Annotated in this window: 21 protein-coding genes; 2 read left to right on the top strand and 19 right to left on the bottom strand. The window is 34.3% G+C overall.

From position 1 onward, the window contains the following. Positions 1-19: 19 nt before the first annotated feature. From D4A81_RS08510 to D4A81_RS08520, 3 genes are all read right to left on the bottom strand, one after another. The gene (locus tag D4A81_RS08510) at positions 20-1,054 is read right to left on the bottom strand and encodes an N-acetylmuramoyl-L-alanine amidase family protein (protein WP_111525486.1); all 1,035 of its coding nucleotides are present in this window, start codon (positions 1,052-1,054) and stop codon (positions 20-22) included. A gap of 68 nt (positions 1,055-1,122) precedes the next feature. Continuing rightward, complete coding sequence (locus D4A81_RS08515) at positions 1,123-1,935, bottom strand: YARHG domain-containing protein (protein ID WP_111525485.1); 813 nt, start codon at positions 1,933-1,935, stop codon at positions 1,123-1,125. Positions 1,936-1,955: 20 nt separating this feature from the next. Continuing rightward, entirely contained in the window at positions 1,956-2,585 is a 630-nt protein-coding gene (locus tag D4A81_RS08520) for a zinc ribbon domain-containing protein (RefSeq protein ID WP_111525484.1), read from the bottom strand. A gap of 209 nt (positions 2,586-2,794) precedes the next feature. On the opposite strand from D4A81_RS08520, the gene D4A81_RS08525 reads away from it, so the two are divergent. Continuing rightward, on the top strand, positions 2,795-4,639 hold the full coding sequence (locus tag D4A81_RS08525; protein WP_111525483.1) for a VWA domain-containing protein: 1,845 nt from the start codon (positions 2,795-2,797) through the stop codon (positions 4,637-4,639). A 33-nt stretch (positions 4,640-4,672) separates the two neighbouring features. Here D4A81_RS08525 and D4A81_RS08530 read toward each other — a convergent pair whose 3' ends face one another. From D4A81_RS08530 to coaBC, 11 genes are all read right to left on the bottom strand, one after another. Continuing rightward, positions 4,673-5,782, bottom strand: a complete 1,110-nt coding sequence (locus D4A81_RS08530) for a hypothetical protein (RefSeq protein ID WP_111525482.1) — start codon at positions 5,780-5,782, stop codon at positions 4,673-4,675. Next, positions 5,760-6,950 carry an ABC transporter permease gene (locus D4A81_RS08535; RefSeq protein ID WP_111525481.1) on the bottom strand — a complete coding sequence of 397 codons (1,191 nt, stop codon included), beginning with the start codon at positions 6,948-6,950 and terminating at the stop codon, positions 5,760-5,762. Before D4A81_RS08535 ends, D4A81_RS08530 begins: the two co-directional genes overlap by 23 nt. Continuing rightward, positions 6,951-7,634: an ATP-binding cassette domain-containing protein gene (locus D4A81_RS08540; protein WP_111525480.1), complete on the bottom strand. Its 684-nt coding sequence runs from the start codon at positions 7,632-7,634 to the stop codon at positions 6,951-6,953. It lies immediately after the preceding gene. A gap of 16 nt (positions 7,635-7,650) precedes the next feature. Next, a complete protein-coding gene (locus D4A81_RS08545) occupies positions 7,651-9,309 on the bottom strand; it encodes a zinc ribbon domain-containing protein (protein ID WP_111525479.1) in 1,659 nt (552 codons plus the stop codon). A 159-nt stretch (positions 9,310-9,468) separates the two neighbouring features. Further along, positions 9,469-10,584, bottom strand: a complete 1,116-nt coding sequence (locus D4A81_RS08550) for an N-acetylmuramoyl-L-alanine amidase family protein (RefSeq protein WP_111525478.1) — start codon at positions 10,582-10,584, stop codon at positions 9,469-9,471. A gap of 2 nt (positions 10,585-10,586) precedes the next feature. Then, positions 10,587-11,453: a MetQ/NlpA family ABC transporter substrate-binding protein gene (locus tag D4A81_RS08555; RefSeq protein ID WP_111525477.1), complete on the bottom strand. Its 867-nt coding sequence runs from the start codon at positions 11,451-11,453 to the stop codon at positions 10,587-10,589. A 112-nt stretch (positions 11,454-11,565) separates the two neighbouring features. Continuing rightward, the gene (locus D4A81_RS08560) at positions 11,566-12,213 is read right to left on the bottom strand and encodes a methionine ABC transporter permease (protein ID WP_111525476.1); all 648 of its coding nucleotides are present in this window, start codon (positions 12,211-12,213) and stop codon (positions 11,566-11,568) included. Between the two features lies 1 nt (position 12,214). After that, the gene (locus tag D4A81_RS08565; protein ID WP_111525475.1) at positions 12,215-13,282 is read right to left on the bottom strand and encodes a methionine ABC transporter ATP-binding protein; all 1,068 of its coding nucleotides are present in this window, start codon (positions 13,280-13,282) and stop codon (positions 12,215-12,217) included. Between the two features lie 9 nt (positions 13,283-13,291). Further along, on the bottom strand, positions 13,292-14,695 hold the full coding sequence (gene pepV, locus D4A81_RS08570; RefSeq protein WP_111525474.1) for a dipeptidase PepV: 1,404 nt from the start codon (positions 14,693-14,695) through the stop codon (positions 13,292-13,294). Positions 14,696-14,707: 12 nt separating this feature from the next. Continuing rightward, a complete protein-coding gene (locus D4A81_RS08575; RefSeq protein WP_111525473.1) occupies positions 14,708-16,294 on the bottom strand; it encodes a peptide chain release factor 3 in 1,587 nt (528 codons plus the stop codon). After that, positions 16,294-17,493, bottom strand: a complete 1,200-nt coding sequence (gene coaBC / locus D4A81_RS08580) for a bifunctional phosphopantothenoylcysteine decarboxylase/phosphopantothenate--cysteine ligase CoaBC (RefSeq protein WP_111525472.1) — start codon at positions 17,491-17,493, stop codon at positions 16,294-16,296. The genes D4A81_RS08575 and coaBC overlap by 1 nt, the downstream gene beginning before the upstream one ends. A 179-nt stretch (positions 17,494-17,672) precedes the next feature. On the opposite strand from coaBC, the gene D4A81_RS08585 reads away from it, so the two are divergent. Beyond that, entirely contained in the window at positions 17,673-18,437 is a 765-nt protein-coding gene (locus tag D4A81_RS08585) for a type III pantothenate kinase (RefSeq protein WP_111525471.1), read from the top strand. A gap of 37 nt (positions 18,438-18,474) precedes the next feature. Here the strand turns inward: D4A81_RS08585 and ftsZ are convergent, their stop codons facing one another. The 5 genes from ftsZ to mraY all read right to left on the bottom strand — a co-directional run bounded on the left by ftsZ (position 18,475) and on the right by mraY (position 24,284). After that, positions 18,475-19,860: a cell division protein FtsZ gene (gene ftsZ, locus D4A81_RS08590; protein WP_111525470.1), complete on the bottom strand. Its 1,386-nt coding sequence runs from the start codon at positions 19,858-19,860 to the stop codon at positions 18,475-18,477. A gap of 130 nt (positions 19,861-19,990) precedes the next feature. Then, positions 19,991-20,689, bottom strand: a complete 699-nt coding sequence (locus D4A81_RS08595; RefSeq protein WP_111525469.1) for a cell division protein FtsQ/DivIB — start codon at positions 20,687-20,689, stop codon at positions 19,991-19,993. A 4-nt stretch (positions 20,690-20,693) separates the two neighbouring features. Next, a complete protein-coding gene (locus tag D4A81_RS08600) occupies positions 20,694-21,959 on the bottom strand; it encodes an FtsW/RodA/SpoVE family cell cycle protein (protein ID WP_111525468.1) in 1,266 nt (421 codons plus the stop codon). A gap of 1 nt (position 21,960) precedes the next feature. Further along, a complete protein-coding gene (murD, locus tag D4A81_RS08605; RefSeq protein ID WP_111525467.1) occupies positions 21,961-23,307 on the bottom strand; it encodes a UDP-N-acetylmuramoyl-L-alanine--D-glutamate ligase in 1,347 nt (448 codons plus the stop codon). An 8-nt stretch (positions 23,308-23,315) separates the two neighbouring features. Continuing rightward, positions 23,316-24,284, bottom strand: a complete 969-nt coding sequence (gene mraY, locus D4A81_RS08610) for a phospho-N-acetylmuramoyl-pentapeptide-transferase (RefSeq protein WP_111525466.1) — start codon at positions 24,282-24,284, stop codon at positions 23,316-23,318. Positions 24,285-24,288 lie beyond the last annotated feature (4 nt).

A 24,288-nucleotide genomic window follows, 5' to 3' on the forward strand; every position in this document is an offset into this window, starting at 1 on the left:
ACAATATTCTCCATCCAATTTATTTACCGAAATATTGATCTATACTCTGTGCCATTGAACTTGCAATAAGATCTTTTTTAGTTCCAAGGATTGCAGCATCAGTTATATTATCTGCAAAACCTACCTCAACTAAGCAAGTAGGTATAGATGAATATGAAAAAATTCTAAGAACCGCCGTATGTGCACCCTTATTTTTAAGTCCTGTGGATGAAGTTATGTTGTTTGCCATACTTTCAGCCAGCTTCTTTGATAAATCTATATTTTCCTGTGTCAATCCCATTATACTTGTATATCCGGGATAAGTCTCTTCGGATATATAATCTTTATCGCCAGGATAGAAAGTCAATGTGCCTGAACTTCTTCCTGTATTAGAGTGAATTGAAACCATAATATCTGAAGTCTCACCTGCCAATGCACTTCTTGCACCATTTGATAAGTTTTGATTGTAGTCAGTTCTACTCATAACTACACGATACCCTTTTTTTAAAAGCTTATCTTTAAGTAAGAGTGAAACCCTTAATGAAAATTCAGGCTCTATCTCAGTATTATCATATACACTCCTGGTATTTCTAGCTTCCACACCATAGCCATATGCTTTGCTTCCCACCATAGAAGTATTCATACCGCTAAGCTTGGAGTCTTCCACCGGATAATACTTCTCTCTCTTTTGACTAGCCTCCGGTGCACTATTATTTCCATGTCCTGCATCTACAAACACAGTATGTCCATTAAACACTTCCGGCTCGAACACATATGCTACATAATCCGGTGTCTTACCATCCGCATTCTTCCAAAGATATGGTCTATATTTTGAATCTTTACTCAAGTGATATACGCCATTATCTGTAGGAATACTTTTTGCTGATGTTTGATTTTGTGTTGCCTTTGTCTCAGATGTACTATTTGCTACAGAAGTTGTTTCTGCCTGATTATTCCTGGTTACAGGTCTTACTTTTCTCTTGGCTGTACTCGCATTAACATTTGAAATTCCTGCCACTATTGATATTAACAATACACCGGCACATATTATATGCTTTATTCTATATTTTCTCATAAAATATTCAGTTAACTCCTTTTTGATATTTCATATTTCCATTTTCATCAGCTTGCTTTACAAACCTGCTATTTTGTATATCCCATTTCTTTTTCATACTCAACTATCAAGTTTCTGTTTTGAATTTCAATATCATTTAGCATAGACTCGCTGAAATTTGCTGCCGGAATGGTTCCATAATACCAGCTCTTTGACTGGAAATAGCTTTGTAAATTAGGATCGTCAAATATTCTTCCATGCCTTGCATATAGTTCATTTCTTGCCAGACGACATTGTTCAGCAGTCAGACCTTGTAAATCAAAACGACTCAGTACTCTAATATTACTATCCGGTAATATAAACTCATTATTTACCACAGGCATTGTCGGCATTGTTTCTGTAGCTGCAACTGTTGGCATTGTACTTGGTACTGTAGCAGCCTGAGTAGATTCTTCACGTTTCTTTGACTTTTCTTTCTTTTTTTTATCCTTCTTTGATTTTTTAGAAGTTTCTTCCTCTTCATCATCCTTATTTTTAGATGACTTACCGGACTTTTTATCCTTATCTATACTGCTTTCCTGCCTTTCATTGCTTTCAATAGATATACTGATAGCCCCTGTATATATCAAAGCAAAAATGATCAAAGCAATAGCTAATACTGCTCCGGCAATTACGCTGACCACAATCAAAATCTTCTTGTTTTTATTTTTCTTCCTATTTGATCCCGGAACAACACTTTTTTTATTATCATTCTTTCTAAAATCAATGGTTCCGCTACTTTCACTTACTCCTGCATTACTACCGGCATTTATACCATTAGAAGTTTGGTTTAACGGTGCACCACAGTTTGTGCAGAACTTGAGCCCGTCTTTTACCTCTTTACCACATTTTCTACAGAACATATTTGCACTCTCCCTCTATATCAATTAAATACTCCAATATAGTCAAAAAATATTTTCCATCTACCATTTTCTTGTATAAGGTAAAGATCCTCTATTGTATCCGATATTGACTTCTTTGAGCCTTTAACTGTCAGTTTAAGTTTGACCTTCACCATCTTCTTAATACTGTCGGTATCTATACTATACTCATCTGAAAGCTTGTCCTTATACTTTTCTGTTTTTCTTCCCGTAATTTCAGATTTATCCCTTATTTCATATGAAATATTTCTTACCTCTCCATCAACTCTATCTTCATAGTCATCCAATCTATACTCTAAAAAATTATCCAGCATTTCTTCATAATCAAATGATCCGTATATCTCATAATTTATACTGCTTGAAATTTCCTCAAGTTGCATACTATCGTTGTTCTTTATAGCTTTTACCATCTTATTTAATGTAGACTTGTATCCGGCAGAAGCAACTACAATATTTATAATAACAACTAATATAATTATTGCTGCGATAGCCCCTCCCAAAATTGCAAATAAAGAACCTTTATTTTTGCTATTATTGGATGGTCCTGCATCTCCACTTGGTGTTCCACATTGTCCACATACTAAATCACTATCTTCCATATGTGCACCACATTTTGCACAAAACTTTGCCATTTTTTTATCCTCCCATTTTAGCTCTATAAAATATTCATATACTGTAAATATTAACATATTTCATTTCAAAATACTATAAAAAATAATTTTGTCTTAAATATCTAGTCATCATTTCAACGTCTATTTTAAAAAATTTACTATAGTATAATTTACACTTAACATTTTAAGTAGTATAATATTAATAATAAAGTAAGGAGCATTTGTAAAACATGAAAAAAATAGGAATTATTTTAGCTATAATAGCTTTATCCTTTTCCATAGCAGCTTGTGGACTTTCCGAAAAATCAGATCTTAAGAAAATCACTGATGGAAAAAGTTTCACAGAATGGGAAATGGACATGGTTGAGCAACTTCAAGCCTATGATTTGAATAAGGATGAAAGAAAAATATTAGAAAAGATTGATGAGGATTCAGAAGATGTCAAAGATAATGACTATAAACATCAACTTTATTTAGCAAAAAAGCTCATCAAACTAAGTGAGGACATTGATTCAAGATTTGAAGAATCTGCAAATGAATTATTAGAAGAGTTGAGCGATGTCTCTGTTCCCTATGCTTCTGAGGAAGACAAAAATCAACTACTTGAGTACAGTAAAGAAGTCAAGGAAATGATCAGTGATCATGACTTCAGCAATTTAAAGGAAGTTTCTGAGAGTTGGTATGAGCTTGTTAAAAATACAAGTTCACAGCTGACAGGATTGAATGTAAATATAGTTCAATTTGATTATACAAATTATCCTACTGTAAGAATGTATGTGTATGTAAAAGATAATTCAGGCAATGTTGTCACAAATCTGTCTCCTAATATGTTCTTTGTATCTGAAAAGAAAGTTTCAAGTGGTGATTTTCAGTCTGTAACAATAAAAAATATCTCAATGCTTGACGAAAAGGAAGCCCTAAATATAAATATGGTGGCAGATACCAGTTCAAGTATGGAAGGTGAAAGATTAAGCAGTGCAAAGAATGTAATGTCAACTTTCCTTAACACCGTACAGTTTAATGTAGGTGATAAGGTGAAGCTTACGGAGTTCAACTCTTATATTGATAAAACCGGAGTATTTACATCAGATAAAAATGCACTAAATCAAAAGATATTTTCTTATTTTGCTTCCGGTCAGACCAAGCTTTATGATACATTGATTTATGCTGTTCAGGATGTATCCGGTATACCCGGAGCAAAATGTGTGTTAGCATTTACTGACGGTGATGATGTAGGAAGCTATAATAGTGTGTATGATGTAATAAATGTAGTATCAGCATATAAGATACCTGTATATATAGTTAGAATTGGTGATTCTTATAGTGCAAATGATGCCGATCTTATAAGTATCACTAATGCGTCAGGTGGAGAATTCAAATACTTCTCATCATTTGGAATGGACATGGGTAATTTTTATAGTAGTATTTATAAGGGTATGAAACAATACTATGAGGTTGAATATGAATTGCCTGATTCAACAAATTATACAGACATGAGAGATATTGAAGTATATGTAAAGAATGGAGATATAGGTGGAAGTTCCACAATGGAAACCAACTCAGGAAATGATTATTTCAGCAATCTTTTGGGTAGTTTCCTAAGAAGTTATATTGTAGATATGAACAATCATAACTACAGCCAAATGGCAGATAAAGTAGATGAAAACGTTGATCCTTCAGATACTACCTCTATAAAATATCAAATGTCCCTACAGGTAACCAATGGCTTTGCCAATGTAGTAAGTGAAAGCCTTATGTCATACAGTGTCAGCTCAATTACTGTGGTTGATGAAAATACGATAAAGCTTGCCACAAATGAAGACTATGATGTTATACTTGATAGAAAATACAGTTCATTTACCGGAGATAAGCTAAATCAAGTAAATAATTTATTGTATAGAAATTCTTGGAATGTAGGTGCTGACAGCCAGATTCGTATATGGGAGAGAGTAAATCAAAAACCTGAATATGTTTTAAAGAAAGGCAGTGATGGAGTTTGGAGGTTCTCACAGTACTCTGTGGATCCCGGCACTAATGCTACTATTTCAATATATGACGCCATGATAGCTTACTAATATTAAAGACTGATGTACTGAATATTCAGTGCATCAGCCTTTTTTATTAATCAGTGATATTATAATATTCAATGCAGACAAAGCCACAATAAATACTCCGAATTCTCTTATAAAACCACTGTCTGCAATCAAATTCAAATAATAGTATATTGGATTCAATCTCGGTATAAATTCAATTCCAAATATTCTCACATCAAATAATATAGGTGAAAAAATCATAAAAAACAAAATAAAAGGTACTAACATTGCTTCCAAAATTTCTATGCTGCAAAATTTCTTTAATATATCTACAAGTAGTATAAAAGATACCAAAAGCATTAAAATCGCTGATATCTCGTTAACTATATCACCTGCCTGATTTGTAATAAATAAAGTAAGCAACATAATCAAAGTTAGGTTTATTGAAATACCCGCACTATATGCAGGAGCTACAACTCTTTTTAATTTTAAGTCCATCATTGAGAAAAGCCCTCTTCTCTCATCTGATAAAAAATATATATTTGCTATCACTACTCCAACAAATAGCCATATACACATAAATCCTCTTATAGGATAAGTTATATAATCCAGCTTATCATAGGGACTCTCTCCATCTATTCCTTCAAACTTTATAAATTCTCCGTCTGTACTCACATCTTCCAGATACTTATCCAGTGCATCTGTATCATCTATATTTATCGTATCCATATATTTTATATACTCTGAATGTGCAATATATGAATATAGTACTGAATACAATTTTTCTCTTGCAATATTCTTTACTGTACTATTCTCTGTCTGAATTATTCTTATACTATCTGCATCTATATTTTCTAAAGAATCAGGAAGTATCCAAACAGCATCAAGCTCTCCTTTAATAAGCTCTGCCTTTGCTTCTTTTTCATCTTTATACTCAGTAAAATCAACTACACTCTTTTGACTTAGCAAATTCTCTACCGCAATTTCTGCCTCACTGCCATCTTTTACCACAATTCCTATATCCAGCAGCCCTTTTTTTTGAGTAGCTACTGTCATTAATCCCAATACCAACAATGGAAGTGATATGATCATTGTAATAAATTCAATTCTTCTAATCAGTCTCTTGTTTAATGCTATATACCAACTTAAAAATAAATGGATATTATTTTTTATTTCGTAAAACATATCCACCTCCGATAAACATAATTGTATATATAATTAAAACTGTAATTGCCATAATATTAATATTATAGTCCATTCCACTAATTAACAGCTTCATTCCTGCACCTGAAGGCAAGAATATTGCAACTTTTTGTATTAAATCAGGAAAAACACTCAGTGGATATATGCATCCTCCTATATATCCAAGAGATATACCAAGCAGTATTTCTATCAACACCGCTACAACTCTTTGATCTATAAGTTCATATATAAATATATGCATTGAAGCAAACATAATTGAAACTATAAGTATTCCTGATACGAACTCAAAAGAATCTATAGATAACAGGCTTTTCTCTAAAAGAAAACTTTTTACAATTATAAAGCCTCCTATTAAAATCAGCATTGATATCATAACATATATAGTAGATATTATAAGTTCACAAATTATAGAGGACATATATGAAAGACCTTTTGATTTCAACACTCTAAGCATGCTTACCTTATCTCCTGATAAAAGCCCGCTAAGACCAACACCTGAGAGCATTATAAAAAGTGTTATTATTCCACATACATATCCGTCTATTGCTGATATATTCCCCATTACACTTATATTTTCCACATCATAGATTTTTCCTCTTGCCAAAACATTCTTTATGAGCCACATATTAAACTCAGTATTTGCACTAACTCTATCATATACAGGATGATCTACCAGATATTCATCAGCTGCATATATTACTCTTTCAGAGTCTATTATAAGTACAGAGAAAATAGATGCAAGTTCCTTTGACAGCTCACTCATCAATCCTCCATTTGAACTGACATACACTATTGGGCGGTTTTCACCATTCTCCAATCCATCTATAAAATCTCGATCGATTTTAAAATATCCTATTATCTGTCCCTCTCTTAATGCCTTTTTTGCCTCCGAATCATCCATGCTTTCAAACTTAATAGAAACTCTTGAGCTGTCCATATTATTTAACATTTCAACTCCAAGTTTCATATATTTATTGTCTATATTTCCAACTATTCCAACACCGATCTTTCTCTCATCCTGCTCTTGTATTCCGACTCTCAATGCAAAAATGGCACAGATACCAATCATCATTATGAAATTAAAGAGTACTACCACAGGAAGTACTCTCAATAATCTCTTTATTTGAACTATCAGATAAGCTCTAAACATTTAATCACCCATCATCTTGGCAAGTTTTTTTATATCACCATCAAAATTATATTCTAACAGTATTCCATCTTTCAGGATATATTGTCTGTCACATAATTTAAGTTCCCCTTCATCATGTGTTACCAGAATCACTATACCACCATCTGAAACAAACTCTCTAATATAATTATAGATAACATCCTTTGCTACTATATCAAGAGCTGCACTTGGCTCATCCATAAGCAGTATTTTTGAATGGCGTGATACCGCACAGGCTATGGCAAGTCTTTTTTTCATTCCTTCACTAAGCTCACTTACTCTTTTATTTAAAAAATTTGTAACTCCAAGCTTTTTAACCATATCCATATCAAGATATTTTCTGCCATGCCATAATTTTAGATTATCATAACAAGACAACTCTTCTATAAGCGGATTTTTCTGAGGAATAATTCCTACTAAAAATCTTCTCCTCTTTGCATCACTTAAAAGATCAAAACTTTCACAAATAAAGCTGCCTTCATCAGCACTTATTATACCTGCCAATATAGAGAGAAGGGTAGTCTTTCCACTACCATTCCCTCCAAGTATTCCTATACAGCTTGAAAATGGAATTGTGAGATCTATGCCTCTTAATATCTCTTTTCTTCCATATTTCTTTTTTATGCCGACTATATCTATTTTTCTTTCGATAGAATCAACGCTCATACTGCACCGGCTATTATTAATATCCAAATGAACTCTCTATCATTTCTACATATTCAGAAGGTAGATCACTCTTCTTTAATTTCTTTATTAAATTATCTATATCAGCATCATCAATATAGTCTGAAATATCAGAGTAATTATCTGCACTTAATTTCTTTCCACTTAGCTCCTTAGGTGCTTTTCCTTTTGACACTGTTTCATCCACAGTTAACTTTACAAGACTCTTTCCGCCACTCTTTACATCAAACACAACTGAGACCTTCTTTTCATTTCCATTTGCTTTCACACCTAGGCTGTATCCACCAATACCATAGTATCCTCCCATTGAGAAGTCTACATCCATATCGATTTCACCTTTTGAAAGCTTTTTAAAATCAAGCTTCTTAACATCAAAATTTATAGATTCTCCATCGGCTTCCAGCACAAATTTACCACTTACAGATGAACCTTTTACTTTTCCTTCCCCGCTGAACTTTACACTATCTCCTCCATAGCCTGCTTCAAATTCAACTCCAAGATCCGATCCCTTTACAGGTGCCATGTAACTAATCACTGTCTCGTCATCAACAACAAGTTCTTTTCCTATTACCTTATTTCCTGAGCCAAGCCATATGCTGTATTCCATATCATTAAATGAATCATACTCTGAATATTCAATAGCATCTTCAACATTACTTATAAACGTATCATAGGCATCTTCACCTGAGCTTGAATATCCTAAGTTGTCACTTATAGAATCTCCACAGTCTATTATAATTTTCTTTAAATCCTTATCATCCAGCATTTGATTCAAAATTTCACTCTTCATCTCTGCCAAATCATCGCCTGATATATATGCTGTAAGCTTAGTTGCTTTTACCTTAACTCCCTCAGCACTTACAGTATCTGAGCTTTTATCTACATCATTTATATTTTTTATAGCTATGTCTATATACTTATCTGTTACCTTCTTTAGTTGCTTTGAGTCCGGTATAGCCTCAACCATTACTTTTTGCATTCCCATAGACTCAAACAGATTATAGCTGGAGTAATATCCAAGTTCACTTTCCAGTGACTGTGTATCTAATGTCAATACATCATCTGAAATATCCGGAATCTTAAACTGCACTTCTTCACTATCCATATATACATTTGCAGCCAAAATATCCTTCTTATTCAGCATAAGATTAAGATCCATATTTGCGGCATCCGAACTAATATTTCCCTTATATTTGATTGATAGACTATCAAGCCAATCTAAATCATCATCCATATAGTATGGAAGGAACATCCCCAACATGTCCTTACCTTCTTGAGTAACTTCCAAGCTGATATTTCCATCTGAAGTATATCCGTCTCCAAAGCTTTGATATCTCTTCTTTACAGTGTCTATATTATTTCCCACAAATGATACTACAGACTCTGATTCCTTTTTCAATGCATTTCTAAACTGGTCTTTTGGAGACATAAGCATATTTCTTACTGTATTAACTCCGGCAAATGCTACTCCAACTAAAACTACTGCAGCTACAACACCCAATACTGCTTTAGGTACTATATTTTTCTTTTTAGGTACCTCATCATAGGATGAAAAAACATTATCTCCATTAGGATTATAATCCGGATTTTTTTCACCACAATTTGCACAAAACATCTCCTTTGGCCCTATTGGTGCATTACATTTTTTACAATTCACAATTTGTCCTCCCATTTTATAAAATTTGTAAAAACATCTTTGAATTTATTTTACTATAAATCCTATATTTTTGCACTAATAATTATTAATTTCTATATATAAAATCTCCCTGAATAGATAAACAAATCTAATCAGGGAGTAAGTAAGTACTATTCAGTTTTAAAATCCAAATCCGGATGATATTGCTTTTGCATCTGCATCTGACCATTTATTTATCAAATCGGATTGCATAGCTTTTTTTCTGACCTCCGGTACTGAGTGGAATCCATGTTCAACTATCATTCCGGGTACTCCTGCTATATTGGCACCTCTTAGTACTCCATAGTAGTCACCATTCTCTCCAAGTCTATAGTAAACACTGCCATTTATTGTAGTACTGTCATTTTTTGCAACCGTCCACTCACCAATAGATCCTTTTTTTACAGTGTCAAAATCTTTACTCTTTGCTAAGCCCTCATTGAAGTTTACATTTGAGAGATTTGCTCCAATATTATTTGCAATATTTATACATAGTTCATTCTCTTTTGCAAGTGAATTAAGTATTATCAAAGGTTTATTGATAGAAAGTGGTTGTGAATCTGTAGGATAACCATTAGCATGTGAATTATTTGAGTTTGTATGCAATGATATAAACAAATCCGCTCCTATTCTTCCGGCCATGTCTCCTCTTAGAGAAATATGACCTCCGTCTAGATTTTTATCTGTAAATCCATCAATGGTAATACTCTCTGTTGTCCTTGTCAACACTGAACTGATGCCATAGTTTTTCTTTAAAGTATCTTTTAAAGAAAGTCCCAACTTCAGTACTGTCATAGACTCTGAGTAACCATATCCATCCTCTCCATCTACTGAATTCTTCGTCTGAAAATGTCCCGGATCAATACAGATCAGTACATTGCTTGCATATATTGACTTTCCTTTCAATACCTTACCATTTTTTAGGTAAGCATCTACTCTGTACTCATATCTAACATATCCGCTTACACTTATCTTATCTGTATATGATAAATTGCTCGTCTTTTCATCTTTAGCTGATATACTTTTTATCTCTTTGAAGTCTTTTGAAGATTTATCCCTTTTTAGAATACTATATCTGCTCACTTCATTTACATCAGTATTTGAAAAATATAAATTTATCTCATTCTTTGATTTTCTATCAAAATCTAGGCTATCAATAGCTGTTTTTACATTTGCTTCCAGTGCATAAGTGTTCTTTGGTAATATCAATATGGCGAATGCAAAAACAAACAAAGCCAATATTATCTTTTTACTCATAATCAAAACATCGGTACAACTGCACCATTGTATTTATCTTCTATAAATTTCTTAACAGTATCACTTTCAAGTGCCTTTATAAGGGCAAGCGTAGCATCTGATTTCTCATCACCTTCTCTTACAGCTATAATATTTGCATATGTTGTAGCTGCAAGCGACTTTGAATCCTCTATTGCAAGTGCATCACTTACCTTAAGTCCTGCATCTATTGCATAGTTTCCATTTACAACTGCCACATCAACATCCTGAAGCGTTCTCGCTACCTGTGCAGCTTCAATTTCTTGAATATCAAGGTTCTTTGGGTTCTCAACGATATCCTGCTTTGTAGCATTGATTCCGACACCTTCTTTTAACTTAATAAGTCCGTTATCTTCAAGTAAAAGTAATGCTCTTGCCTCATTTGTAGCATCATTAGGTACTGAAATTTTTGCACCGTCTGCTAATGCATCAAGTGAAGCTGTCTTACCTGCATAGATACCGAACGGTTCATAGTGAATTGCTCCTGCTGAAACAAGTGTTGTATTATGCTCTTTATTAAAATTCTCAAGGTATGGATAGTGTTGAAAGTAGTTTGCATCCAATTCTTTTGAATCCAGTGCCACATTTGGCTGAATATAGTCATTATACTCAACTATCTTTAAATCATATCCTTCTTCATTCAATGCAGGTCTTGCTGCCTCTAAAATCTCTGAATGTGGTGCAGGTGTTGCACCAACAACAATTGTCTTTAAATCCTTGCTTGCACCCTCACTCTTTGACTCTGCTGCACTCTCATTTGAACTTGTATTTGTATCTGCCGCTTTTTTTCCACATCCTGCCAAAGCAAGAAGTGATACTAAACCTAATGTTAATAAAATTCTTTTTTTCATTTATTTTTCCTCCTTTATTTTCATATACAATGTATAGACTATAAAATATATTCTGTCAATCATTTAGACTTCTTATGTTTATAGTCTTTTCTTATAACTAGTTAACTATATACTATCTGATTCTCTTATCAGAACGCTTTGATCCCCTCATAAATATCTCTTGTATTATCTGTACCAACAGTACCAATATAGCTACTGTTATAAACATTATATCTGTCTGATATCTGTAGTATCCATAATTTATCGCAATAGTTCCAAGTCCACCACCACCTGTAAATCCTGCCATTGCAGAATATCCAAGTATTGTAGTAACTGATATTGCTGCACCCACCAAAAGTGAAGGCTTAGACTCAGGTAAAAGCACTTTGAATATTATTTGGAAATTGCTGGCTCCCATTGACTTTGCCGCCTCTATAACTCCGGCATCCACTTCTTTTAATGAAGACTCTACCATTCTTGCGATATAGGGTGCTGCTGCAATTACAAGTGGAGGTATAACTGCTATAGGTCCTATAGATGTTCCCACCAACAGTCTTGTAAGAGGTATAACCATAATAAGCAAAATCATAAAAGGTACAGATCTTATAAGATTTATGATCATTCCCAAAATACCGTTAATCTTTGGCATAGGCTTTATACCTGTATTATCTGTAACCACCAAAATAACCCCCAGCGGTATACCTATAAGATATGAGAAGAATGAGGATGCAATGGTCATCAATAAAGTCTCTTGCAAACCTTTTATAATCATTGAAACCATATTATTCTATATCCTCCTTTACTTCATCAAATGATATATCATGATAAACCATGCCTATGCTATCCAAATATCTCTTTGCCTTTAATGCCTCTTCTTCACCTGATATCTGTACTATCATATGACCGACCGCTGAACCTCCGATATCCTTGGTCTGTGCATAAAGTATATTTACCGGAATACCGCATGAAAGTATCATATTTGAGAGTACAGGTTCAAATGAACTTCTTCCATCAAACTCTATTCTAAGTTTTGCCCCTGATACTATCTCCTTACTTTGCAATACATCACCAAGTATCAGCTTTTTGCCTATATCCGACTGTGGATTAGCGAAAATATCTTCCACTTTTCCCATCTCAGCTATCTTGCTGTTTTCAATTATAGCAACTCTATCACATATACTCTCTATTACCTTCATTTCATGAGTTATTACTATTACAGTAATTCCCATTTTTTTGTTTATATCCTTTATTAGATCCAGAATCTGCTTTGTAGTCTTTGGATCGAGTGCTGATGTTGCCTCATCACATAATAATAGCTTAGGATTTGTAGCAATAGCTCTGGCAATAGCCACTCTCTGCTTTTGCCCTCCTGAAAGCTGTGCAGGATATGCCTTTTCTCTATCTGAGAGTCCTACAAGTTTTAACAGCTCCCTTGCCCTGGCTCTGGCATTTGCCTTTAAAACTCCTCTCATTCGTTTAAACAACTTCCCTGATCCTACATTTTGTGTTTCACTTATCTCTAAGGGAAAACATACATTATCCAATATATTTCTCTGTGACAGTAGATTAAACTGTTGGAAAATCATTCCCATATCTCTTCTGACATTCCTTATCTGTACAGAATTCATGTCCTTTAGTCCTTTTCCTTCAAAGAATACATCTCCCTCTGTAGGAACCTCAAGATAGTTGATACATCTTACCAAAGTAGACTTTCCGGCACCTGAGAGACCTATTATTCCAAAGATCTCACCTCTTTTTATATCAAGATTAATATTATCTAAGGCTCTCACATCTCCATTTTTGGTATGAAACACCTTTCCCATAGCTTTTAAGCTTACAATAGAATCCATACTTCCCCCTTACTCACACAGCTCCACTATCGCCTGTGCAAATATTTTTGCTGCAGCTACAAGCTCATCTATTACTACGAACTCATCTGCACCATGCATCTTTGTATCTGTTCCCGGGAAAACTGCTCCAAATGCTACACCATTTTCAATATCATGCACATAGGTTCCTCCACCCATTGCAAGGCACTCCCCCTTAAGTCCTGTATAATCCTCATAAATTGAGAGTAATGTCTTTACAAAAGGAGAATTTCCATCTACCTCATGTGGCTTTACCACTGTATCTTCCAAAAATTCTATATCAATACCTTTGAATTTTTCACTTACAGTTTTTAATATCTTTTCTCCATCACCACTTACCGGTATTCTACAGTCAAAGAAACCATGCATAATATTGTTTTTTAGATTCAATATTGAGAATGCAAGCGTAAGTGCTCCACTTCTCTCGTCTTCTACTGCAATACCCAGATTTTCTCCACTTGTATCACCATGTGGCATAAGCTTATACAGCTTCTTTATAGTTTCTATTTTCTTTGAAGGTGAGAATTCAAGTCTGCAAAGCAATTCCAATAACCCTGTAATAGCATTGTTTCCACTATCAGGTGTAGATGCATGTGCATTGGCACCCAAAGCTGTAATTTCAAATACCGGCACCAAATCAAAACTGAATTTTATACCGGTTTCCTCAGCAACCGCTTTAGCTTTTTCTTCTACTTCATCTATATCAAATCCCTCTATAACAGCTTTTGCTTTTGGCGGTACTACATTTACCTTTGTACCCGCTTCAATACTTACAAGTCTTTTATCTCCACCGTCCTCAAGTGCAGCTGAGAACTCTCCCTGAAGACGGCCTTTTTCGATATTCACTACCGGGAATTCTCCATCCGGTGAGAAAGTCATAGGAGCTTCCTGCTCCTTTTTATAATAATACTGTATACAGCTACTACCACATTCCTCATCTGTGCCTAAAACAAGTCTTGTATTCTTCTTTACCGGTATACCTAAATCTCTTACTGCACGAAGTGCAAAAAGTGCGGCAACTGCCGGTCCCTTATCATCTGACGTTCCCCTTCCATAGATTTTTCCGTCTATTTCCTTAGGTTCAAAAGGAGCTGTAACACTCCATCCCTCACCCTCAGGTACTACATCCAAATGTGCCAATATATCTAAGCCTTTTTCCCTGTCATTTAAATCTACAGCACCTACATAATTGTCATAATTTGTGATTTCAAAGCCATATTTTTCTGCTAGATTAAGTGCAAGTGTCAATGCTCTTTTTGGACCTTCTCCAAAAGGAGCTCCCTCCACATACTCACTTCTTTGGCTGTTTATAGAGCATAATCTTATGATGTCTTCTACCATCTCGTCTCTATGATCATCTATATATTTTTCTATTTCTTCTCTGTATTTTCTCATACTATTCCTTTCTTAGTTCTTTCCAAATTCATTAAGAACCAGTCCCTCATTTCTTTCCTCAACCATTCTCACACTCCAAGGATGTGTAAAAATAAGAAGTGGGCGATCCTTAAGATCCTTGATCTTTTTCATATCACTTGTTCCCTGTATTTTATCTATATATACAGTAGACGTTTCATCTATCCATCTTATATGCTCATAAGGCAGCTTATCAAGCTTCACATCCACATTATATTCATTCTTAAGTCGATAAAGCAATACTTCAAACTGAAGCACACCAACCACTCCTACTATTATCTCTTCCATTCCGGTATTATACTCCTGGAAAATCTGGATTGCACCTTCCTGAGCTATCTGATACACACCTTTTAGGAATTGTTTTCTCTTCATGGTGTCTACCTGACGTACTCTGGCAAAATGTTCAGGTGCAAATGTAGGAATACCCTCAAATTCAACATTGTTTACAGTAGAAAGTGTATCACCTATACCAAATATACCCGGATCAAATACTCCAATAATATCTCCGGCATACGCCTTATCAACTATCTTTCTCTCATCAGCCATCATCTGAGTAGACTGATTAAGCTTTATCTTTTTATTTCCCTGTACATGGAAAACATCCATACCTGCATTATACTCACCTGAACAGATTCTCATAAAAGCTATTCTGTCTCTGTGAGCTTTGTTCATATTTGCTTGAATCTTAAATACAAAGGCTGAGAAGAAGTCATCCTTCATAGGATCTACCATTCCATCATGTGTCTTTCTCTTAATAGGTGATGTGGTCATTTTTAAGAAATGTTCAAGGAATGTTTGTACTCCGAAATTTGTAAGAGCTGATCCAAAAAATACAGGACTTAGCTCTCCTACAGATACTCTCTCCATATCAAGATCATCACTTGCACCATCCAAAAGTTCTATATCTCCTCTTAGTATATCAGCATAGTCAAATCCAATATAATCATCCAGCTTACTATCCTCCAGATCAATAACCTGTGTATCAACCTCCTTCATTCCGGCATGATTTGCAGTAAACTTATTTATAAGCTTTGTCTGTCTGTCATATACCCCCTTAAAATTCTTTCCTGATCCAATCGGCCAGTTCACAGGGCAGGTCCTTATGCCAAGTACATTTTCTATCTCATCCAAAAGCTCAAAAGGATCTCTCGCTTCTCTGTCAAGCTTATTTATAAATGTAAATATAGGTATCTTTCTCATTACACATACCTTAAAAAGCTTTATAGTCTGTGCCTCTACACCTTTACCGGCATCTATTACCATGACTGCTGAATCTGCTGCCATAAGTGTTCTGTATGTATCCTCAGAGAAGTCCTGATGTCCCGGTGTATCCAAAATATTAATACAAAATCCCTCATAGTTGAACTGCATTACTGATGAAGTTACAGAGATACCTCTTTCCTTCTCTATCTCCATCCAGTCACTTACCGCATATTTGGCTGTCTTCTTGCCCTTTACACTTCCTGCTAAATTTATAGCACCACCATAGAGCAAAAACTTCTCAGTCAATGTTGTTTTTCCGGCATCCGGGTGTGATATTATGGCAAATGTTCTTCTCTTACTTATCTCTCCAAAGTTCACTAAAAATTCCTCACTATCTCATCAAATATCTTTTCTGCCACTTCCAGTTTTGACAGCTTATCAAGTCTTATCTCATCATCCTTTGTAAATATGGTTACCACATTTGTATCAGTTCCAAAGCCTGCACCCTCAATTTTTACATTATTTGCAACTATCATATCTACATTTTTCTTTACCAGTTTGCTCTTGGAATTTTCTTCCATATTTTCTGTTTCCATAGAAAATCCACAGATAAACTGTTTTTTAGGGTTGTTTTCTTTTCTCTCACCAAGTTCCTTTAAGATATCTTTAGTTCTTGAAAGTTCTATAGTAAGATCTCCATCTTTTTTCTTTATCTTCTCATCACAATAGTTTGCAGGTGTATAGTCTGCTACAGCAGCAGCCTTTATTATAATATCCTGTGCATCTGATATCTTCATTATCTCTTCATACATATCTTCTGCTGATTTTATATCTATTCTCTTTATAAAATCAGGCACAAGCACATTTGATGGTCCCATTACCAAACTGACCTTAGCACCTCGATACGCAGCCATCTTAGCAATCTCTATGCCCATCTTGCCTGTAGAATTATTGGATATATACCTTACAGGATCTATCGCCTCTCTTGTTGGCCCTGCACTTACGCATACCTTCTTACCTGAGAGATCCTTCTTCTGATATAATGCCTTCTTTATATATTCTAAGAGCATCTCAGGCTCAGGCATCTTACCGGCACCAATATCACCACATGCCAAATGTCCACTTGCAGGCAGAATAATCTCCATGCCATAGGTTCTCAGCTTCATAATATTGTGCTTGACTACCTTGTTTTCAAACATTGTAGTATTCATAGCAGGAGAAACCACCACCGGACATCTCATAGCTAAAGTCGTAGTTGTCAGCATATCATCTGCAATACCATTTGCCAGTTTGCCTATTACATTGGCACTGGCAGGTGCTATTAAAAACACATCAGCCCATTTACCAAGTTCTATATGATCCACCTTAAACTCAAAGTTTCTGTCAAATGTATCTATATATACTTTTTCTGAGGTCAGAGTTTCAAAAGTCATAGGAGTGATAAACTGACAAGCATTTTTTGTCATAATCACCTTTACATTCGCTCCCTGTTTTTTCAGCATACTCGCAAGGTTTGCAATTTTATATGCCGCAATTCCTCCTGTTACACCAAGTAGTATATTTTTATTTTCCAGCATAAAGCCTCCATAATCATAATTTAATGCTTACAAGATTATACGATATTTTATTATTGCAAGCAAGGATAGAGATTAGTATACTTTATATAAAATATAAAGCTTTAATTTTATGAATCTAAAGTTTAAGTATTGTAAAATTAAAACTATGTATTATTAAAAATGAGAAGAAGGATAATATTATGATATTGGCAATCGATATGGGTAACTCAAATATTGTCATAGGTGGAATAGACAATACAAAGATATATTTTCTAGAGAGAATAACCACCTATACCACCAGAACTGAGCTGGAGTACTCTATGTATATCAAAGGTATTTTAGATATACATGGTGTAAATCCTAAGGATATAGAGGGTGCCATACTTTCAAGCGTAGTTCCACCATTAAATGAAACCATAAGACATGCTATCACCAAAATAACCGGACTTGAATGTATGTTGGTGGAATCCGGTATGAAGACCGGGTTGAACATACTTATGGACAATCCTAAAACTGTAGGTTCAGATATGATAGTGGATGCTGTAGCTGCTATGGATGAATATCCTCTACCGCTAGCTATTATAGACATGGGTACGGCTACCACAATCTCAGTAGTAGATAATAAAGGCAATTATATTGGTGGTATAATACATCCGGGACTTCGCATATCTCTAGATACTCTAAGTTCAAAAACAGCTCAACTCCCACAAGTAAACCTAGATATTCCAAAGAAGGTAATAGCTAAAAATACTATTGACAGTATGAGAAGTGGCATACTCTTTGGTCATGCAGGAATGATGGATGGCATTATATATCGCATGGAAGAAGAACTTGGAGAAAAACTTAATGTAGTAGCTACCGGTGGTCTTGCACCATTTGTAACTCCCCTTTGCAAGCATGATATTATAGTAGATGACAGTCTACTATTAAAAGGACTATTAAAACTCTATATAAAGAATCAATAAATACAGCTAAAGCCTTGGTAATCCCAAGGCTTTATAATTATTTCTTATCTTTATTATTATTTCTTAAAAAATCCGGCACATTTATCTTTTCCTGTGATCTAATAACAGATCTAATAGGCTGTCGCTGACCAAACATTGAATTCTCACTCGGATTTTGGTTGCCCATTCCTGTATTATTCATTCTGGGAACATTCATACCCTGATTACTCATTCCATTATTATTTATCGGATTAGAATAATTGGGTACACTATAATCATTTGAATAGTTGCCTATACCTCCGGTATAGTCCGTATTATAAATTCCACCATTATTTGTAAAATTGTTCTGTGTCGATTCTACTTGAGCAGGTGTGTTTCTTTCAATATCATTGTTTGAATTGTAAATATATTGGTCTTTTCTCCTCGGAACATTATTGTTTTGATGTTTTGCATTCACATCTCTTATAAGTTCACCCACCGGAGTCTCACTCATTGCTGCAGTAACACCTGTAGCTATAACTGTAATCTTTACAGCATCCGGTTCATTATCATTACATGATGCACCGAATATGATATTAGCCTCTTCACTTACCAACTCACGTACATAATCTGTCGCTTCATAAGCCTCTATAAGGCTGACATCACCTGATACAGATATAAGTACATGAGTTGCATTATTAATGCTTGTCTCAAGAAGTGGTGATGATACAGCAGCTTTAACAGCATCAAGTGCCTTATTATCTCCTGTTCCATATCCTATACCGATATGTGCAAGTCCCTTTCCTGTCATTACTGTTTGAACATCTGCAAAGTCAAGGTTGATGATAGCTGTCTCGCTTATCAAATCTGTAATACCCTGTACGCTTTGCTGTAACACTTCGTCCGCTTTTTTAAGAGCATCAGGCATAGTAGTCTTTCTGTCAACTATCTGGAGTAATTTCTCATTTGGTATTACAATCAGAGTATCAACATACTGCTTTAAATTTTCTATACCTGCAAGAGCATTCTTCATTCTCTGTCTACCCTCAAATGGGAAAGGTTTTGTCACTACTCCTACCGTAAGTATTCCAAGTTCTCTTGAAGCTCTTGCGATAACAGGTGATGCACCTGTTCCGGTTCCACCACCCATTCCACAGGTAACAAAAACCATATCTGCATTCTTCAGCTTGTTTGTAATGTCTTCTATATTCTCTTCTGCAGCTTTTTCACCTACCTCAGGCTTTGCTCCTGCACCAAGTCCCTTTGTAAGCTTCTCTCCTATCTGTATGATAGTTCCGGCCTTACAATTTACCAAGGCTTGCTTATCGGTATTAACTCCGATAAAATCCACCCCTTCTACATTTTCATCAATCATTCTGTTTACGGCATTATTTCCTGCACCTCCGACTCCAACTACTATAATCTTCGCTGCATTCTCATTTACCGGTTTATTTATTTCTAACACAAATATTTTCCTCCTGTACCCCTACGCTTAAGCAAACTCTCATCTTATAATAAAGGTTTTTTATTTAAATATCAACTCATTTTCCCTTAAAGTGTAATGTAATAATTGTATAAAAACAAAAGCAATACTTTTATCGCTTTCTAAAAGTATATGTAGTGTCATCCCTTATAGGATTGTAATTATCCAAATATAATATACCAGATAGATCTTTTATTTTACCCCATATATCTTTCAATTCATTTATTTTCCCATTTAATTCACTTGAATCTCCCAGATAAACTTCAATATTGTCCATATATAATGTAATATTATTATCTGAAGAAATTGTAATTCTGTCAACAGTTATTCCATAGCCTACCAAAACTTGTGTTATATCAAGCATCTCATTAAATACATTCTCATTTGATATTGGCAATTTCTCATAAAGAACTATTCTCCCAAAGTCCAAACCATCTATTATCGGAATACCTTCTAAAAGTTTGTTTGAGCTTTCTACAACTATACCGTCTTTATCAAAGTACATATATGAGCTCATATATCTTACGCAACCCACAATACTTTTTTCATATACTATAATATCTGCACTGTTCAAGCCTGTAACATAAATATCTATATCCTGAATAAATGGTATGTTATAGTCTTTTTTTAATTTACTTCTAATAAAATTATAAAGCGTGATCTTCGTAAAATCATTTGGAAAAAGTATTTTTTCCATTTCTTCATCACTGTATCTGGTATTACCCCCAAAATTTATTTTTGTCAATCTAACAGAATATATAAATACCATTATAAAAGCAATAGAGAAAAAAACAACATATAACTTTTTCATATCATTAATCCACTTTTATTGTCCTTGCCACATTAAGTACAATACCCATTTCAATCAATAATGCAACTATGGAACTACCTCCATAACTTATAAACGGAAATGATACTCCGGTATTTGGCAGTACTCCTGTAACAACTGCTATATTCATTATTACCTGTAGTGATATATGTATGATTACTCCTATAACAAGATAGCGTCCTTCGGAACTTCTCACTTCAGAAACTATTTTCATCATCCTAATTATTATAAAAGTAAACAATGATAATAGAATTAAAGCTCCAAAAAGTCCCAATTCTTCTACTATAATAGCAAAAATCATATCATTTTGTGACTCAGGTAAAAAAAATTTTTGTAAGCCCTGACCAAGTCCCTTCCCAAATAGTCCACCTGAACCGATAGAATAAAAGCCTTGTACTACTTGATATCCGCCATCTCTACTATACTTTTCTGGTTCAATCCAAACAAGCAATCTCTGAAAACGATAACCTCTAAATCCAATTCCATATATTAATTTAATAAACTTTTTTGTAAACAACATCAAGCCTAACATACTTGCTACACCTATTGCGTGCCATTTTTTCATTGATGTTCCCAAAAAGCTCATGCAAAAAGCTATCATGAAAATAATTATAGCAGTACTTAGATTCTCTATCACTACTAATATTGTAGGAAAAAACGCATATAGAAATAGTATAAACAATTTAAAGTTTGCAACCTTTTTATCATTTGAGTAGAGATCTTTCTTATACTTTACTATCAGGTAGGAGAATAAAATAATTATCGCTATTTTAGCAAATTCTGATGGCTGAACATTTACACCGCGAAAATTAAGCCATCTTTTTGAGCCCTTTGTAACCCTTCCAAGTACCAGCACCAATCCAACAAAAAATACAGAAGCTCCATAAATAACATATGAAAGCTTTATGAGGTATACATATCCCTTTGGTATATATGCTATTATCAACATAAGAACTATACCAATCATAGAGTATATAAACTGTTTTCTTACAAAATAGGCGGCATCTTTAAAAGTCTTATCTGCATAGTGGAAACTTGCAGAATATATCATTATCAGACCAAAAACAATCAAAAAGAAAATAGCAAATACAAGGCTATAATCATGATATACTTTTTTCTTCTGTTTATTTTCCTTATTTGGCTTATTGTATTTATTCTTTTTATCCGGTCTTTCTACTTTTATATTTTCCTTTTTTACTTTTTTAATCAGCTCTCTATTTGTAGATTTTTTGTTTTTTTTATCATCAGACATATTATCCTAATTCCCTAACACAGACCTTAAATACTCTTCCTCGTTCCTCATAATTTTTGAACATACCCCAACTGGCACAGGCAGGTGAAAGCAGTACATATTCTCCAGGTTTTGCTAATATTGCACAGTGATTTACTGCTTCTTCCATACTGTCCACTATCTCTATATCATAAAAGCCATGCCTATTAGCACATTCTGCTATCTTCTCTGCCGTAGCTCCCATTAGAATAAGTTTCTTTACTTTATTACCAAAGCTCTCTATCCATTCATCATATTCAGAACCCTTGTCATATCCTCCGGCTATAACATATGTATTTGCAGGCATTGCCCGTACAGCCTGTATTGCTGCATCCGGATTTGTACCTTTGGAGTCATTATAATATTTTACTCCATTTACTTCTTTCACAAATTCTATTCTATGTTCTACAGCCTGAAAATCGTAACATGTTTTTACAATAATATCCATAGGAACACCATATGAATATGCTATAGCCACAGCAGCCATTACATTTTCATGATTATGTCGTCCTAGAATATTAAGCTTCTTTGTATCTAATATTTCAAAAACTGTTCCTTTATCAGCCATCTTTATATAGTCATTATCTAAATAAAAGCCTTTATCAAGCCTTCTCTTACTTGAAAAGAATACAACCTTAGCCTTTACTTCATTTGCAAACTTTCTTAAAGCAGTATCCTCATAATTCAATACACAAAAATCATTTTCATTCTGATTTCTACTTATATCTTCTTTTACTTTTATATAGTTTTCCATTGTATGATGTCTGTTTAAATGATCCGGAGTTATATTAAGTATTGCCGATATCTTCGGTCTGAAATCAATAATTGTTTCAAGCTGAAATGATGATGTTTCAAGTACAGTAACCGAAGAATCATCTGTTTTATCAGCTATATCCGTATATGGTATACCTATATTTCCTACTGTGAAACTGCTATTTGCAAAGTTTGACATTATCTCACCTACAAGTGATGTTGTGGTAGTCTTACCATTTGTACCGGTAATTGCAATCAAATCCCCCTTAGAGTATTTATATCCAAGTTCTATCTCACTCCATATCGGTATGTTATTAGATTTTAAAATCTTTACAAATTCCACTTCCAAATCAATTCCCGGACTTATAACGAAGTATGATATATCTTCTAGAGCATCCCTTTTCAAATCACCAAGAACAATTTTTATCTTATTGTGACAGCTCTTTTCAAATTTATTCAATATTTCTTCTTTGCTAAGCTCTTTATTGCTGTCAAAAAGCATTATCTCTTCATTATTTTTCAAAAGCAAGTTGGCTGCGGATATTCCGCTCTTGCCTAAGCCTGCAACTCCAATCATATTGCCTCCTACATAAACAGATAAACTAAAATACCAAGTATTACAGTAATTATGCTAAACACTGTTACAGTCTTTGTTTCAGACCAGCCACAAAGTTCAAAATGATGATGTATAGGTGCCATTTTGAAAAACCTTTTACCCTTGGTTGCCTTAAAATATCCCACCTGTATTATAACTGATATTACCTCTATCATATATATAAAGCCAACTATCGCAATAAAAACAGGTATTTGACACATAAGAGCATATGATGCCACAAATCCTCCCAATGCCAACGATCCCGTATCTCCCATAAATACCTTTGCAGGATAAGCATTAAATATCAAAAATCCCATAAGACTGCCTATAACTGCACCGGTTATCGGAGTTACACTAAATCCTCCCTTCAGTCCTATAAGCATAAAAAATATTGCTACAATAATAGTAACTGAAGAGCATAAACCATCCAGTCCGTCAGTAAAATTAACTCCATTATCTGTACCAAGTATTACAAATAATGCAAAAGGTATCCATATTATACCCAGCTTTAATATTATACCGCTATCAAATGAACCTGTGAACGGGATTAAAATACCATAATCAAAACCGTATATTTTATAAAGATATATTATAAAAATAACACTTACTACAAGTTGAAGTATAAATTTTTGTGATGACTTCAGACCTTCAGACTGCTTTTTCTTTATCTTCAGCATATCATCTAAAAGCCCTATTATACCATATGATACTGTAAATAAAAATACTACTACTACATCTCTATACCTTGATATTAGAAAAGCACTTCCAGCCAGTATACCTATGATGAAGGTTATACCTCCCATAGTAGGAGTACCTGTTTTTTTCAAATGGTCCTTCGGCCCATCATCTCTTACCATCTGTCCAAACTTAAATCTATGTAAAATCGGTATAAAAAAAGGACAAACTACGGTTGTAACAAAAAATCCTATCAATAATGCTATCAATGTATCTTTTAACATAATA

This window comes from Lachnoanaerobaculum umeaense (genome assembly GCF_003589745.1).
Lineage (GTDB): Bacteria > Bacillota > Clostridia > Lachnospirales > Lachnospiraceae > Lachnoanaerobaculum > Lachnoanaerobaculum umeaense.

What these genes read in the sequence shown, in the direction of transcription:
- D4A81_RS08510 (WP_111525486.1), bottom strand. Translation starts at nt 1,054, where the DNA reads ATGAGAAAATATAGAATAAAGCATATAATATGTGCCGGTGTATTGTTA.
- D4A81_RS08515 (WP_111525485.1), bottom strand. Translation starts at nt 1,935, where the DNA reads ATGTTCTGTAGAAAATGTGGTAAAGAGGTAAAAGACGGGCTCAAGTTC.
- D4A81_RS08520 (WP_111525484.1), bottom strand. Translation starts at nt 2,585, where the DNA reads ATGGCAAAGTTTTGTGCAAAATGTGGTGCACATATGGAAGATAGTGAT.
- D4A81_RS08525 (WP_111525483.1), top strand. Translation starts at nt 2,795, where the DNA reads ATGAAAAAAATAGGAATTATTTTAGCTATAATAGCTTTATCCTTTTCC.
- D4A81_RS08530 (WP_111525482.1), bottom strand. Translation starts at nt 5,782, where the DNA reads ATGTTTTACGAAATAAAAAATAATATCCATTTATTTTTAAGTTGGTAT.
- D4A81_RS08535 (WP_111525481.1), bottom strand. Translation starts at nt 6,950, where the DNA reads ATGTTTAGAGCTTATCTGATAGTTCAAATAAAGAGATTATTGAGAGTA.
- D4A81_RS08540 (WP_111525480.1), bottom strand. Translation starts at nt 7,634, where the DNA reads ATGAGCGTTGATTCTATCGAAAGAAAAATAGATATAGTCGGCATAAAA.
- D4A81_RS08550 (WP_111525478.1), bottom strand. Translation starts at nt 10,584, where the DNA reads ATGAGTAAAAAGATAATATTGGCTTTGTTTGTTTTTGCATTCGCCATA.
- D4A81_RS08555 (WP_111525477.1), bottom strand. Translation starts at nt 11,453, where the DNA reads ATGAAAAAAAGAATTTTATTAACATTAGGTTTAGTATCACTTCTTGCT.
- D4A81_RS08560 (WP_111525476.1), bottom strand. Translation starts at nt 12,213, where the DNA reads ATGGTTTCAATGATTATAAAAGGTTTGCAAGAGACTTTATTGATGACC.
- D4A81_RS08565 (WP_111525475.1), bottom strand. Translation starts at nt 13,282, where the DNA reads ATGGATTCTATTGTAAGCTTAAAAGCTATGGGAAAGGTGTTTCATACC.
- pepV (WP_111525474.1), bottom strand. Translation starts at nt 14,695, where the DNA reads ATGAGAAAATACAGAGAAGAAATAGAAAAATATATAGATGATCATAGA.
- coaBC (WP_111525472.1), bottom strand. Translation starts at nt 17,493, where the DNA reads ATGCTGGAAAATAAAAATATACTACTTGGTGTAACAGGAGGAATTGCG.
- D4A81_RS08585 (WP_111525471.1), top strand. Translation starts at nt 17,673, where the DNA reads ATGATATTGGCAATCGATATGGGTAACTCAAATATTGTCATAGGTGGA.
- D4A81_RS08595 (WP_111525469.1), bottom strand. Translation starts at nt 20,689, where the DNA reads ATGAAAAAGTTATATGTTGTTTTTTTCTCTATTGCTTTTATAATGGTA.
- D4A81_RS08600 (WP_111525468.1), bottom strand. Translation starts at nt 21,959, where the DNA reads ATGTCTGATGATAAAAAAAACAAAAAATCTACAAATAGAGAGCTGATT.
- murD (WP_111525467.1), bottom strand. Translation starts at nt 23,307, where the DNA reads ATGATTGGAGTTGCAGGCTTAGGCAAGAGCGGAATATCCGCAGCCAAC.
- mraY (WP_111525466.1), bottom strand. Translation starts at nt 24,284, where the DNA reads ATGTTAAAAGATACATTGATAGCATTATTGATAGGATTTTTTGTTACA.